Consider the following 15,507-nt stretch of genomic DNA (forward strand, 5'->3'; position numbering starts at 1 on the left):
ATTTATGCTATTGATTGGTGATCTGTATAACATGGCGGCTGATACTGCGACCACAGAGAGTGTGGTCGGGGATGCTGTGAAGGAGGCAACGGATCAGGTGAGCATCATAGGACAATATATCCAGAAGCTTACAGACTGGTGCATGTCCAAGCTGGGCAGTATAGTAGTGGCGGTCATATTCATGGTTGTCTGCTTCAAGCTGGTGAAACTTCTGCTCAAGATACTCAGGAAGAGCTTCGAGAGATCAAAGCTTGATCCGAGTGTTGCAGGATTTTTCATATCGGCGGTCAAGATCGTCATGAATGTTTTGATCGTGCTCACTGCGGCGAGTATCGTGGGATTTCAGATCACATCATTCATAACCATACTCGGTACAGCAGGCGTTACCCTTGGACTTGCACTCCAGGGAAGTCTGTCAAATCTTGCGGGCGGGCTGCTGATACTCATACTGAAGCCATTCAGGGTCGGAGATTATATAGTGGAGAACAATACCCACTGTGAGGGAACAGTAGTGTCCATAGATATATTCTATACAAGACTTATAACCCTCGACAACAAATCAGTCGTCATACCGAATGGTAACATATCCAATACATCCCTTGTGAATGTGACTGAGCACGATATGAGGAGAGTGGAGATACCATTTTCCGTTGCGTATGACTCCGATATGGAGAAGGTCAAGAGAGTCACACTTGAGACCATAAAGGATGTTGACGGTTTCCTTAAGGATGAGCAGGTTCTCTTCTATATAGATGAATTTGCTGACAGCGGTATCAATATGTATGTGAAGTTCTATGCGACGATAGAGAAGTTTTTCGATGCCAAGTGGGATGCCATGTGGAAGCTCAAGAAGGCATTTGATGAGAACGGCATAGAGATTCCGTTCAATCAGGTGGATGTGCACATGAGACAATAGTTCATTAACACACATAAAATGCTTGATTTCTTGCAAAAATAAAGGCAATCGAGTATAATCATGTGGATGTAGGTATCAAAGACTGTGTATTTACTGCACAGTCTTAATATAAATTTGTTTAAGGAGTGATTGATATGACAAAGATTGATATTATCTCAGGCTTCCTTGGGGCCGGTAAGACAACGTTGATCAAGAAACTTATTGAGCAGGCATTTAAGGGCGAGAAGCTGGTTCTCATAGAGAACGAGTTTGGTGAGATAGGAATCGATGGCGGTTTCCTGAAGGATGCCGGCGTTCAGATCACAGAGATGAACTCAGGTTGTATCTGTTGTTCACTGGTCGGAGATTTCGGTACTGCACTCAAGCAGGTTATCACAGATTACACGCCTGACAGGATCATCATTGAGCCGTCAGGAGTTGGTAAGCTGTCTGATGTTATCAAGGCAGTAAAGGATGTATCAGGCAATCTTGATGTTGAGCTCGACAGCTACACAACAGTTGCCGATGTGTCAAAGGTTAAGATATATATGAAGAACTTCGGTGAGTTCTTCAATAACCAGATCGAGAGTGCCAACACTATCATCCTGAGCAGAACACAGACAACCACACAGGATAAGATCGAGAAGGCTGTAGCCATGATCAGAGAGAAGAACGATCATGCAACCATCATCACAACTCCATGGGATGAGATCGATGGAGCAGCCATCAGAGAGGCTATGCAGAACTACAAGTCTCTTGAGGAGACAATGATGGATGAGGCTAAGAAGGGACATGATCATGACCACGACCACGGTGATGAGTGCACATGTGGCTGTCACGACCATGACCATCATCACGACCATGATGACGACCATGAGCATCATCACGACCACGATGAGCACGAGCATCACCACGATCACGATGACCACGATCATCATCATGATCACGACCATGGCGATGAGTGTACATGTGGCTGCCATGACCATGATCACCACCATCATCACGCAGATGAGGTATTTACAAGCTGGGGCAAGGAGACTCCTCACAAGTACAATGAGGACAAGCTCAGAGAGATCCTTGACACTCTGGCTGACACAGAGAAGTACGGTGTTATCCTCAGAGCAAAGGGTATCGTTCCTAGCGATGCAGGTGAGTGGCTGTACTTTGATCTTGTACCAGGCGAGTTCGAGATCAGAAAGGGCAAGGCTGACATCACTGGTAAGCTTTGCGTAATAGGAAGCAAGCTTAAGGAGGACGACCTTGCAGAATTGTTCGAGGTTTAAGCAGGTTGTTCTATGATAAGGAGTTAATATGATGGGACGTCAGAATAAAGAGATACCTGTATATGTGTTCATGGGATTCCTTGAGAGTGGCAAGACAACATTTGCCAAGGAGACCCTGATGGACAGAGGCTTTACGGGTGGAGCCAAGACCCTTCTTCTCGTCTGCGAGGACGGAGAGGAGGAGTACGATCTTGAGGCTCTGAAGAAGGCTAATATATATACAGAGTTCATAGAGGAAGATCAGCTCACCACAGACCATCTCCTTGACCTTCAGGACAAATACAATCCGGAGCAGGTCATGATCGAGTACAATGGTATGTGGAAGCTCGATAAGATATTTGAGATAAGGGTTCCAAAGGGATGGACAGTTGTCCAGGTCATCTCATTTGTGAATGCGGAGACATACGATGTGTATTCACAGAACATGAAGGCAACCATGGTTGAGCAGTTCAACAGTGCGGACATGGTCATCTTCAACAGGTGTGATGAGAATTCCAAGATACCTGAGTGGAGAAGATCCATCAAGGCGGTGAACAGAAGAGCACAGATCATCTTTGAGATGAAAGATGGCTCCATTGCACCTGAGACAAATGAACCTGAGGATCTGCCATACGATGTGAGCGCAGATGTGATAGAACTGCCGGATGACGATTTCGGTATCTGGTATGTGGATGCATCTGACATGAAAGAGAGATACGACGGCAAGAAGATCCACTTCAAGGCCATGGTATTTAGACCAAAGCAGTACGGCAGCAATGCATTTGTTCCTGGAAGATTCGCCATGACATGCTGTGTTGAGGATATCCAGTTTGTCGGATTCAAGTGCTATTATCAGGGTGCTAAGAATCTTGTGGACAGACAGTGGGTTGATGTCACAGCCAAGATAGGCTACGAGTATTACCCAGATTTTGAAGGTGAAGGACCTGTTCTCACAGCAGAGAAGGTCACACTCACAAGTGCACCTGATGAAGAGGTAGTATATTTCAGTTAAGAGTTGAGCAGCTCCCTGAATACATGATATTTGATGTATCCGGGGAGCTTTTTTTGCGCGGACGGGGAATGCCGGAAGAGCTTTGACGTGTCCTTACGAAAGTGTAAGTTGCGTTATTTACCGGCAGAATTTATTATAAGTTTAGTGTAAAAAATAAAGTCAAATTGGAAGGAAAGACTTATGATCAGATCGGCGAAACTTGCGTGTGGCGGTGCGGTTGCACTTATGCTGCTTGGAGGTATGATCTGTCCAGCTATGGCGGAAACGAACACAGATAGTGCATATGGACGGGTTGAACAGAGGATAATTGAAAATAACCCTGATTTTGATATACAGCTAAAGTATGGACTCAATGGATATGCGGTAAATGACAGAGGCAGTGTTATCAGGCTGGATATTGTGTGTGACACAGATTTTGCGGGAAATGTGTCTGTGCAGACGAGCTATTCCGAGGGTTTTGGCACAAAGAATATGACATATGCCAAAGATGTGGAATTCAAGGCGGGTGAAAATACAACGCTGGAATTCTGTGTCGACAATATGGGCTCCGGCATAGCAAAGGTTGAGATCAAGGACAGCGACGGAGTGCTGGTGTACTCAGAGCGGGATTCGCTGAGTATAGAGGGCAATGATATGGTAGCCGCAGTGGGAGTGATTAGTGACAGACAGGATGCCATGTCTTATATAGAGGATGTTTCCATGGACAATGTGTATGATAATGCAAAGGTAGAGACGGTTGCATTGTCACCTTCAGATATTCCTGAGTCCGAGGAGGGAATGGAGGCTATAGAGTATCTGTTGGTGGATGATTATGATCTGTCGGGCTTGTCAGAGAAGCAGAGTGCTGCCATAAAACAATGGGTGTACAGTGGTGGAGCTATGATACTGGCAAAATCGTCAGGTGAAAATGAACTCAGCAGCTTTGACGGGGACTTTGTCTCCGCTGTTAATGACACACAAAAGGTACATGAGCTGGACGGCTCAGATGGGTACTATCTGAATATGGGACATGGCAGGATCGTGGTGCTCCCATATTCACTTGCACAGACTGATGAGAAGGATAAGACTGCCCAGGCGCAGGCTGCTCTGGAGGCGGGCTTTACGGATATGACACATAACTGGATCGATGGAGGCTGGTATTATGGAGGCACATATTATGGATATGATGTGGCAAATGCAGCAAACAAGAGAAAGACCCCGTCACCTGTTGTCATTATGATCGTTCTGATCATATATATCATTGTGTGTGGCCCTGTGGCGTACATCGTCCTCAGCAGGCTCAAAAAGAAGGAGCTCATATGGGGAGTTATCCCGGTATGTGCAATTATCGGTACATGCGCCATATATATGGTAAGTCTCAAGTACAGAGTTACAAAGCCTATCGGACTTACATTTGTGGCTGCGGATATAAGCGGTGATACCAAGCGGGAGAACGCATATTCATATATAATAGGCGGAAAATCTGGACAATACAAGATAGACATCAACAGCAAATATTCCAACATCGAGGTGGATAATTCCATGGAATCCAGCTTTTATGACAATCTCAATGCGGTAAAAAATGATGGAAAAGATGGCGTTACACTGAATTATTACAGCAATCGTTCATTTGGCACTATATCAGCTAATGCAAGCTTTGCTGGAAGCAACGATATTGGAAGGATTCGGAAGAATTTGACATTATATACAGATGGCTTTGAGGGAACATTGACAAATGACACCTCGTACGATGTGGAGAATCTTGTGGTCATGTCCGAGGGATATTATTACGTTGCTGATGTCCTGAGAGCGGGAGATACCATACGGATAAGCAGGAAGAATACCCACAAATTTGACGGCGGCTCCATACTTGACGGAATGAGATCATATTACACGAAGAAGTATGGTGAGGATTATTTCGGAGATGATGAATCGTCGACGGAATGGTCCGGAAATTATTACATGCAGCTCCGGCTTGCCCAGTACAGTAGACTCGCTGCAGATGACGGCGTTGTGGCTGTGTGGGGAACCATACAGCGGGATCCGGATATGATGAGTGATGCCGATACGGAAAATTATGGCAGCTATATGGTATACGACATAGATACCCTTAAATATGAGGATGTGGATGGAGTTTATTATTACAGCATTTATGACAGGGATGAGAATGGAATCGGCGGATCAGATTATGGTGATGACGATCTGTTGATGTATTCTGAAACCGTGGACGTTAACATCAGATTTGGCAAGAATGATGATATAACGGAACTGATATACGATAAGACCCAGGCGGGAAGCGGCAAGAACAAGGTCGTAGTGCAGATGCTCAACAGAGAGACCGACGAATATGACACGGTATTTGCCGATGGACAGACGATCATAAAGGGGCAGGAACTTGACAAATATATGTCGGACGGATGCCTGGCTATGAGATTTATATCTCCTCAGCAGGGAGATTATTATGTGGACAGTTACCTTCCACATATCAGTGCGAGGGGAGGTGTCCGGTAATGGTTGATATAGAAGAACTCACCAAGAGATATGGAAAGTTTGTTGCGCTCGATCATATGAACCTTCATATTGATAAGGGCGAGATATTCGGATTTGTCGGACCAAATGGTGCCGGTAAGACGACAACCATGAGGATCATGTGCGGACTCCTTAAAGCCACATCGGGAAAGGTCACCATAGACGGTGTAGACGCACTTGGCAGACCTGCGGATGTGAAACGGAAGATAGGATATGTTCCTGACTTTTTCGGTGTGTACGACAATCTGAAGGTCATGGAGTACATGGATTTTTATGGCTCCATGTACGGCATGAGCAAGCGGGAAGTGGAGAAGGTCGCAGATAAATATCTGGAGCTTGTCGCCATTCAGGATAAAAAGGACGAGTTCGTCGACAGCCTTTCAAGAGGTATGAAGCAGAGACTTTGTGTAGCAAGAGCGCTCATACATGATCCCGAGCTTCTGGTGCTCGATGAGCCGAGTTCGGGTCTGGATCCAAGGTCAAGACATGATATGAAGAATATACTGCGTGATCTGAAGGAGATGGGCAAGACCATCGTGATAAGCTCGCATATTCTGCCGGAGCTTTCAGAGATGTGTACGAGTATAGGTGTCATAGACCACGGAAAGATAGTGGCCAGCGGAAGCGTGGATGAGATTGTAAATGGTGATAAGAACATGCCTCCTGTAAGGATAAAGGGATATATGTTGGGACTTGATGCGGAGGCCTCAGCCAACAGGATATCTGTCATTGTGAAGGAAAGATTCAATGTGGATCGCATAAGTATACAAGATGGAGAAATTCTTGTCTATTATTCAGGCACGAGGGAGTCTGACGCCGAGCTTCTCAGAAGTCTTGTGGACAACGGTGTGCACGTTCATCAGTTTTTCAGGGAGAAGGAAGATCTGGAATCCCTGTTCCTTAAGATTACGGGAGGTGAGAATCGTGGCGCGAAGAACAATTATTAATCCCATATTGAAGAAGGATATTCTGGTAAATGCGAGAAGTGCCAGAATGGTCGTGACGATAACAGTCATCAACTGCCTGTTTGCGCTGGTTGTCGGAATGCTCTTCATGACGAGCAGAGGCTCAGCATATCAGGTATATTATTCAAATATTGCACAGATGTTTCCTGTGCTTGCGGTGTGTGAGCTGTGCATAATAGGACTCATAGTTCCGATAATCACATCCACCTCGATATCCGGTGAGAGGGAGAGACAGACGCTTGAGATCATGCTGACGACTCCGGTAAGACCTATATCGATAGTTGCCGGAAAGCTCCTGTCGGCAGTTGCCACCACGGCAATGTATGTCATAGCAACTCTTCCGTTTATGGCGGTTGCATTCATAGTTGGAGGAATGGGCTGGGACGAACTGTTCAAATACCTTGGAATGGTTCTCTTTATAGATATATACGTTGGTAGTATCGGAATATTTTACTCCTGCGTGAAGAGAACTTCTGTGTCGGCGGCCATATCAACCATAGTGACTATAGCCACTATTGTGTTTTTATCATGTGCGATAGGAAAAGTTTTTGAATCTATGATGTATATGTCGGACGGTTCAAGAAGCAGTTATGCTGCTTATATGATGGGAAAGGCAGTGTGCTATGCAGTCAATCCTGCCATATGGATAGCAGAAAATTTCGTCAGATTGCTCGAGGATGAATCTGTGGTGGAAACCATGACGGGATACGGTAAATACACGAATTTCGTGGTGGATCATATGGCCGTGATCTCAGTGTGTGTGAATCTCGCAGCATCATTTGTGCTGCTTAAGGTGGCTTCGGTGAAGCTGATTAAGGGCAGCAGAAAAAGGAAAAAGTCAAGGATATGATATTCCAAACAGGTATACAAAATGGAGTTTGACTTGTGTTTGATTATGGGATATCCTTTTTAGTGTAATATGTGCTCCGATGGAGAGGCTGCTCGGCAGAGCGGGAAGGAGCACTTGCTTATGTATAGTAAAGTATTAAGTGGACTTGTACAGGGAATCGACGGGACGCTCATATCAGTGGAGACGGATATACACGATGGGCTTCCCGTTATGAATATGGTCGGATACCTGTCCTCCTGCGTGAAGGAAGCAGGAGAACGGGTCCGGACTGCACTGCGCAATTCCGGTTTCAACATTCCTCCGAAGAGAATAACGATCAATCTCTTTCCGGCGGATATCAGAAAGGAAGGCACTGCCTTCGATCTGCCCATCGCAGCGGGTATGCTGGCGTCCATGGGCGTTATTCCAACAGACAATATAAAGAACATACTTATCCTTGGAGAGCTGGGGCTTGACGGACATGTGAATACGGTGAGCGGTGTGCTGTCCATAGTTCACTCTGCGTACAGCGAAGGTGTGAGGAGCTGTATAGTGCCGGCGGGGAATTCCAGGGAGGCCGCCATTATACGTGGGATGACTGTTATACCGGTCACAAGTATAGGAGAGCTGGTCGATCACTTGAGTGGTATACAGACCATAGAGCCTGAATATGTTGATGTAGAAGCCATGCTGGATACGTCAGGGGATGAAGCTGAAGTGGATTTCTCTGAGGTAATGGGGCATGAATCCCTTAAACGTGGAGTGGAGATAGCCGCGGCGGGAATGCACAACATACTCATGACAGGCCCCGCCGGGGCAGGCAAATCCATGATAGCCAGACGTATCCCGACGATACTTCCGAGACTCAGCCTTGAGGAGAGTATAGAGATAACGAAGGTGTACAGTGTGGCGGGGCTTCTGGATGAATCCTGTCATATAATAAACCGCCGTCCATTCCGGGCACCTCATCATACGATATCCCTGCATGCCCTGTCCGGCGGCGGGCATAATCCGAGACCAGGAGAGATCAGTCTTGCACACGGTGGTGTGCTGTTTCTCGATGAGCTGCCGGAGTTTAACCGGAACGTGCTCGAGGTCATGAGACAGCCCCTTGAGGACGGTGAGGTCAGTATATCAAGGCTTGGTGGAATATACAGATTTCCTGCGGACTTCATGCTGGTTGCGGCGAGAAATCCATGCCCCTGCGGACAGTACCCGGATATGAACAGGTGTACATGCACGGTCAGGCAGATCAGAAATTATAATGCCAGGATAAGCAAGCCTCTGCTTGACAGGATAGATATAAATGTGGATGTTAGGAAGGTGGACTGCAAACAGTTATTTGGTGGCCGGACAGGGAAGAATTCAGCAGAAATGAGGGAGAGTGTGCTGAGAGCCCAGAGGATACAGAGTGAAAGGTTCAGCGGTGAAAATATACGGTTCAATTCCCAGATGGATTCGGCATTATGCAGTAAATATGTAGTGCTTGACGGCGAGGCAAAGAATTTCATGGAGGACTGTTTTGCTGATATGGATATGACTGCGAGAGGAGCATACAGGGTACTCAAGATAGCCAGGACTATTGCGGATCTCGATGGAGATCCTGAGGTCTGGATAAAACACCTGAGAGAAGCGGTGTTCTTCAGAAATGCGGACATTCAGGGAGGTGTGTGACATGACGGAGGAATTACTTTATCTCTGGTTTGGGATGATAAGCAGGATGACTCACACTGTGAAGATGAACGTTGCCATGAAATACGGAGGTATAAGAGGACTGTGGAACACTTCTGAGGAACAGCTTCGGGATGAACTCACACAGGCTCAGGCTGACGGATTCCTTGAACACAGGGATGCCGGGAAAGTTGCGGCATATGCAGAGGAGCTTCGAAGAAATGACATTACATATATTTATCCGGGACATAAGCTGTATCCCGGGAAGCTGTATGATATACCGGATCCCCCTATGCTTCTGTTTGCAGCAGGGGATGTGGATGTGCTGGCGAATCTGGACCCTGCGGTTGCGGTGGTAGGGGCAAGAAAGGCCTCTGTGTACGGAAGGGAAGCTGCCGACAGGCTGTCGGGGGAGCTTGCAGCATCAGGGGTTACTATAGTCAGTGGAATGGCACTGGGAATAGATGGTGCTGCGCACAGAGCTGCCATGAAGGCCGGAGGAAAGACTGTGGCTGTGCTCGGAAGTGGTATAAATGTTCCGTATCCGAGGGAGAACTATGATATATATCACGACATAAGAAATGGCGGCGGAGTAGTGCTGTCGGAATGTGGGCTTGACATAAGACCGGATGCTTTCAGATTCCCGTACAGGAACAGGATAATCAGTGGACTTTCGTCCGGTGTGCTCGTCGTTGAGGCGAGGGAAAAAAGCGGTTCTCTGATCACTGCGGACCAGGCGCTGGAGCAGGGGCGGGAAGTGTATGCTGTTCCCGGGAGGATCACGGATTCGGGCAGCAGAGGCTGTAACGGACTTATCAGAATGGGGGCGGTGTGTGTCACACAGGTGGAGGATATACTTGATGAAATGGGCATAAACCGAGCTGAATCAAAGGCGTTTAACAAAAATTTACTTGCGCCTGCAGAGAAAAAAGTGTATAGTTGTGTACGTTTGGAATCAAGGCATATAGATGATATATGCTTCGAGACTGGGATTTCAGTGTCTGAGGTGACTCAGATATTGTATGAATTAGAACAGAAAAGATTGATAAAACAGTTGGTAAGAAATTATTATGTCAGAGCCTGACCATGAAAATGAACACTGCCGGAAGATGCTCTGGGATGATAAGAATTACAGGAAACCTACAGAAAGGACAGATAGCTATGGCAAAAAATCTTGTTATTGTTGAGTCTCCGGCTAAAGCTAAGACAATAAAAAAGTTTCTTGGATCAAACTATGAGGTGATTGCTTCGAATGGCCATGTGAGAGATCTGCCAAAGAGTCAGATGGGAATAGACGTCGATAATGATTTCGAGCCCAAATATATCACTATAAGGGGTAAAGGTGATATCCTTGCCGCTCTGAGAAAAGCGGTTAAGAAGGCCGACAAGATCTATCTCGCAACTGACCCGGACCGTGAGGGAGAGGCTATATCCTATCATTTGATGAAAGCACTTAAGCTGGAGAATAAGGATTACAAGAGAATTACGTTCAATGAGATCACAAAGAATGCGGTAAAGAATTCTATAAAGCAGGCAAGGGACATAGACATGAACCTTGTGGATGCCCAGCAGGCGAGACGAGTGCTCGACAGACTTGTTGGTTACAAGATCAGCCCGGTTCTCTGGGCAAAGATCAAGAGAGGTCTTTCTGCCGGACGTGTACAGTCTGTTGCACTCAAGCTCGTGTGTGACAGGGAGAAGGAGATAAATGATTTTATCCCGCAGGAATACTGGACACTGGACGCGAATCTGACCGGCGGCAAGCTCAAGAAGCCTATCACGTTCAAGTTTACCGGAGATGGTAAGAATAAGGAAGAGATATCAGGCAGAGCGGCACTCGATGAGATACTCAGCGGTCTTCAAGATGGAGAGTACGTTGTAAAGTCCATAAAAGAGAGTGAGAGAAACAAGAAGGCACCGCTGCCATTTACAACAAGTACGCTGCAGCAGGAGGCTTCATCGAAGCTCAATTTTGCGACATCCAAGACGATGAGAATCGCACAGCAGCTCTATGAGGGAGTTGATATCAAGGGCCGTGGAACGATAGGTCTCATAACATACCTGAGAACAGATTCCACTAGAATATCAGAGGAAGCAGTTGCTGCTGCTGACAAATATATAACGGACAATTTCGGTGAGATATATATTGGCGATTCAAATGGACGCGCCAAGACAGACAAGAAGATACAGGATGCTCATGAGGCTATCAGACCTACAGATGTGACTCTGTCACCGGTCATGGTAAAGGAACAGCTCTCAAGGGATCAGTTCAGACTGTATCAGCTCATATATAATCGTTTCCTTGCAAGCCAGATGGCGGGGGCGGTATATTCTGTCAAGAGTGTAAAGGTAAGCTGCGGCGATGCGACATTCCAGACATCTGCATCAAAGATAGCATTTGACGGATTCCTTGCTGTATACAATCTGGACAATGACAGAGGAGAGACAGTTGCGGGAATCAACAATCTTGCTGAGGGCGATGTGTTGGAGCTTGACGGCTTTGAGGAGAAACAGCATTTTACACAGCCGCCTGCAAGATATACAGAGGCATTGCTTGTCAAGACATTGGAGGAGCTTGGAATTGGAAGACCAAGTACCTATGCTCCAACCATATCGACCATACTTGCGAGAAGATATATAACGAAGGAACAGAAGAAGTTATATGTGACAGCCATAGGTGATGCGGTTAACCAGAGCATGGAGCAGGCGTTCCCGGTTATCATAGATGTGAATTTCACGGCTAACATGGAGTCCCTTCTCGATAAGATAGGAGAGGGAACTGTGGACTGGAAAGTGGTTGTCCGCAATTTCTATCCGGATCTCGACGAGGCGGTGAAGAAGGCTGAGGCAGAACTTGAGTCCATCAAGATAGAGGATGAGGTGTCCGAGGAAGTGTGTGACGTGTGCGGACGAAACATGGTCATCAAGTATGGTCCTCACGGCAAATTCCTGGCGTGTCCTGGATTCCCTGAGTGCAGATTTACAAAGCCGTTCTACGAGAAGATAGGTGTTACCTGTCCTAAGTGTGGCGGAGACGTGGTCATCAAGACGACGAGAAAGGGCAGAAGATACTATGGATGTATCAATGCACCTGAGTGTGATTTCATGTCATGGGCAATGCCAAGCAATGAGAAATGTCCTGAATGTGGAAAGTACATGATAGTAAAGGGCAATAAGCTGGTATGCTCAGATCAGGAGTGTGGTTATACCTGCAACAACAAGGCGGCGGAGACTGCTGATAAATAATTAAGATATAAGATATAAGATATGTGACAGACAGATTCCTAATTGGAGACAATTAGTGAATTTGTCTGTTTTTTTGTTGAATTGTAGAAAAATTAAAAGAAGTGTATGGTTGTCATAATTATTAAAATTGTGTCGAAAAAAAGACTGACCACTATATGTTGTGGCTGAAAAATCCAGTAAAATCAACACTTTCTTAAATCTTTGTTTTTAGGACAACTTTACATAAAATATGGTTGTTATGTCAATCTTGTTGTGGTAGAATCACAAATAGTCATAATATTTCGAGCAAAAGATACTTTTTGTTACATAAAAAAATGGAGGATAACTTATGAGTGTACAATTGTTAGATAAAACACGAAAAATCAACAAGTTATTGCACAATAACAATTCACATAAGGTTGTTTTTAATGACATTTGTGATGTGCTCAGCGACATTCTTGCTTCAAACGTGATGGTAATAAGCAAGAAGGGCAAGATACTCGGACTCAAGAACAGAGAGGATATTCCGGAGATCCATGAGCTCATTGAGGGTAAGGTAGGAAGTCTCATAGACAACATGCTCAACGAGCGTCTTCTTCTCGTCCTGTCCACTAAGGAGAATGTTAATCTGACGACACTTGGATTTGATGGAAAGGATATAGACAAGTATCATGGTCTGCTCCTTCCTATTGATATAGCAGGAGAGAGACTTGGAACTCTGTTTCTGTACAGACTTCAGACTGAGTACGATATAGATGACATCATTCTTGGCGAATATGGAACCACCGTTGTGGGACTTGAGATGATGCGGGCGCTCAATGAGGAGAATGCTGAGGAAAACCGCAAGCTGGCCATAGTGAGATCAGCAATCAACACTCTGTCGTTTTCAGAGCTGCAGGCGATCAAACACATTTTTTCCGAGCTTGACGGCGAAGAGGGAATACTGGTGGCAAGCAAGGTCGCAGATAGGGTAGGCATAACAAGATCGGTTATAGTGAACGCACTCAGAAAGTTTGAGAGCGCAGGTGTTATCGAGGCGAGATCATCGGGAATGAAGGGCACGTACATAAAAGTGCTGAATGATGTGGTGTTTGATGAACTGAAGAATGCCTGAGAACAGAATTATAAATACATCGAAAAGGAGAGACATATATGATACCGGCAATAGTGACATTGATAGTAGGTGTAGCGATAGTGATAGTAAGCTTTTTCCTTACTGACGGTCCAAAAGAGAATACAGAGAATTCTGTGATGGATGAGAGCAGGGAGAATCTGGAGAAGAAGCTTGATGAGTATTGTGACAGCCTTGTAGAGAAGAAGAAGAATGAGCTGAAGAAACAGGGCGAAGCTGTGAAATCAGACATGAAAAATGGCTTTGATGAGGTCAGGGAGTCATCGAAAAAAGAGCTTGCTGAGATGAGAGAGAGTTCAAAGAAGGAAATGAGTGAGCTCATGGACAGCACAAGGAAGGAGCTGGATGAATTCAGAGCCGGCACAGTCAAGGCAAATGAGACAGCCCAGGCTGATACCCAGAAGAAGATAGATGATGCAGTCAAGGCATACGAGGAGGGTATAGAGGCTGCAAAGAAGAAGATGCAGACAGAGCTTGAGGCTTGTGAGAAACAGTTGTCAGAGAAGGCCAAGAAGCAGATGATAGATTACATCAACCAGAGCCTTAAGGATGCATACGAGGCATATGATCCGGATGACACCAGCGAGAAAGAGCCTGTGACATACGATGAGCCTGAGACTGTAGAGACTTCCGAGTCAGAGCCTGCGGAGGCAGATAACGGATCAGAGAAGACTGAGCCGGATGCAGAGAAAGCTCAGTCAGAAAATGATTCTCAGGCAGCAGATAAGACAGAGACAGCAGATGGAGCTGAGACTAAAGCTGATGCTGAAGCAGAAGATGACGTAAGGACAGACGGTATCGCTGACAATGATAAGTCGGAGACATCCGAGGGTGAAGCGCAGAAAGAGAATACCGGGTCAGAGAGCAGCACTGAGGCTGCTGCAGATGCAGAGGCTGCCGAGAAAGCAGTCAGTGTGGAGGATGCACCGGTAACAGACAGTGCATTTACAGTGGTAGAGGCTGAAAATCCTGAGAAGGCAGCCGCAGCAATCGCTGAGAATAACAATGCTGCCAGATCTAGAAACAATCGTTCAAAGAAGAGAAAAAAGAAGAAAGCCGCTCAGAACAAGGTTGTTGATATATGGGATGAAGGCACAGATGTAGAGTCACAGGTTGCAGACCTGCACAAGAAGGGACTCAGCATCATGGAGATCGCAAACAAACTTGGAATAGGAGTTGGAGAGGCTAAGGTTATGATAGACAAGATCAATGAGGCTGACAAACAGTAATCAGTCCGGGAGGTAAGCTATGTATAAAAAAAGTTATTTCAGAGGCCTTGGTACAGGGCTGGTGATAGGAGCACTTACCATGACTGTTGCGTTTAATTTTGGAAATGCCGGAAAAACTGATTCAGGTCAGGGCAAGACGGCGGTCGTAAGTCAGCAGCAGGATAAGAGCACAGAGGATTCTTCCACAGAGACGACAACAGAGAAGAAGACCGAGGATAAGACGACAGAAAAGACAACGACAGAGAAAGTAACCACGGAAAAGAATGCCAATGCCGATAAGACTACAACAGAGACAGGCAAGTCAGAAAATGGCAAGAGCGATGCAGAGAGCGGCAGTGGAAGCAACAGTGGTACGACCGGAAGCTCCGACAAGTCAAATGGAATCGGCACAACAGATAACAACGGAGGCCTTTCTGATAAGACAGAGAGAGTTCCATCTGCCAAGGACAACGGCTATACAGAGGATAAGAATTCGCAGACCGGTTCAGGAAGCAGCACAAATAAGACTACCGAGGCGGCGACAGAGGCTGTGAAAGCGAGTGCCATCAAGTATGACAATGGCGGCGGAGAGATCACATTTGGGGCCGGCACATCAGCATACGAGATATGCCAGTTGCTTGGACAGATAGGCATCAGGGATGCAGATGAGTATTACGACTGGCTTCTCAGATCGGGATATTCTGAGAGTCTTGTACCTGGAACATACACATTTACCGGAAATGAGACAAACGGCGGAATAGTGTGGATACTATTAGGTAATCAGTAAAGATACGAGAAAA

12 protein-coding genes are annotated in these 15,507 nt (G+C 46.0%); all 12 read left to right on the plus strand.

What is annotated here, in order from left to right; all coding sequences use genetic code 11:
- Positions 1-4 precede the first annotated feature (4 nt).
- The 12 genes from DW159_RS01990 (at position 5) to DW159_RS02045 (ending at position 15,494) form a co-directional block, all read left to right on the plus strand.
- Positions 5-916 carry a mechanosensitive ion channel family protein gene (locus tag DW159_RS01990; RefSeq protein WP_117548774.1) on the plus strand — a complete coding sequence of 304 codons (912 nt, stop codon included), beginning with the start codon at positions 5-7 and terminating at the stop codon, positions 914-916.
- Between the two features lie 134 nt (positions 917-1,050).
- Positions 1,051-2,178: a CobW family GTP-binding protein gene (locus DW159_RS01995; RefSeq protein WP_117548775.1), complete on the plus strand. Its 1,128-nt coding sequence runs from the start codon at positions 1,051-1,053 to the stop codon at positions 2,176-2,178.
- A gap of 28 nt (positions 2,179-2,206) precedes the next feature.
- Positions 2,207-3,169 (plus strand): TIGR03943 family putative permease subunit, encoded by a 963-nt coding sequence (locus DW159_RS02000; RefSeq protein WP_022216087.1) that lies wholly within the window; start codon positions 2,207-2,209, stop codon positions 3,167-3,169.
- Positions 3,170-3,349: 180 nt separating this feature from the next.
- Positions 3,350-5,659, plus strand: coding sequence for a hypothetical protein (locus DW159_RS02005; protein ID WP_117548776.1), 2,310 nt, complete (start codon positions 3,350-3,352; stop codon positions 5,657-5,659).
- Positions 5,659-6,624: an ABC transporter ATP-binding protein gene (locus DW159_RS02010; RefSeq protein WP_117548777.1), complete on the plus strand. Its 966-nt coding sequence runs from the start codon at positions 5,659-5,661 to the stop codon at positions 6,622-6,624. Before DW159_RS02005 ends, DW159_RS02010 begins: the two co-directional genes overlap by 1 nt.
- On the plus strand, positions 6,602-7,492 hold the full coding sequence (locus tag DW159_RS02015; RefSeq protein WP_117548778.1) for an ABC transporter permease: 891 nt from the start codon (positions 6,602-6,604) through the stop codon (positions 7,490-7,492). The genes DW159_RS02010 and DW159_RS02015 overlap by 23 nt, the downstream gene beginning before the upstream one ends.
- 120 nt (positions 7,493-7,612) lie before the next feature.
- Positions 7,613-9,145: a YifB family Mg chelatase-like AAA ATPase gene (locus DW159_RS02020; protein WP_117548779.1), complete on the plus strand. Its 1,533-nt coding sequence runs from the start codon at positions 7,613-7,615 to the stop codon at positions 9,143-9,145.
- Position 9,146: 1 nt separating this feature from the next.
- The gene (gene dprA / locus DW159_RS02025; protein WP_117548780.1) at positions 9,147-10,226 is read left to right on the plus strand and encodes a DNA-processing protein DprA; all 1,080 of its coding nucleotides are present in this window, start codon (positions 9,147-9,149) and stop codon (positions 10,224-10,226) included.
- A 77-nt stretch (positions 10,227-10,303) separates the two neighbouring features.
- Entirely contained in the window at positions 10,304-12,388 is a 2,085-nt protein-coding gene (gene topA, locus DW159_RS02030; RefSeq protein WP_117549412.1) for a type I DNA topoisomerase, read from the plus strand.
- Positions 12,389-12,716: 328 nt separating this feature from the next.
- Positions 12,717-13,481: a GTP-sensing pleiotropic transcriptional regulator CodY gene (codY, locus tag DW159_RS02035; protein ID WP_022216094.1), complete on the plus strand. Its 765-nt coding sequence runs from the start codon at positions 12,717-12,719 to the stop codon at positions 13,479-13,481.
- A 38-nt stretch (positions 13,482-13,519) separates the two neighbouring features.
- The gene (locus DW159_RS02040) at positions 13,520-14,728 is read left to right on the plus strand and encodes a hypothetical protein (RefSeq protein WP_117548781.1); all 1,209 of its coding nucleotides are present in this window, start codon (positions 13,520-13,522) and stop codon (positions 14,726-14,728) included.
- 19 nt (positions 14,729-14,747) lie between these two features.
- A complete protein-coding gene (locus DW159_RS02045) occupies positions 14,748-15,494 on the plus strand; it encodes a hypothetical protein (protein ID WP_117548782.1) in 747 nt (248 codons plus the stop codon).
- Positions 15,495-15,507: the final 13 nt, after the last annotated feature.

Source organism: Coprococcus sp. AM14-16 (assembly GCF_003434675.1).
In the GTDB taxonomy this organism is placed as follows: Bacteria; Bacillota; Clostridia; order Lachnospirales; family Lachnospiraceae; genus Coprococcus; species Coprococcus aceti.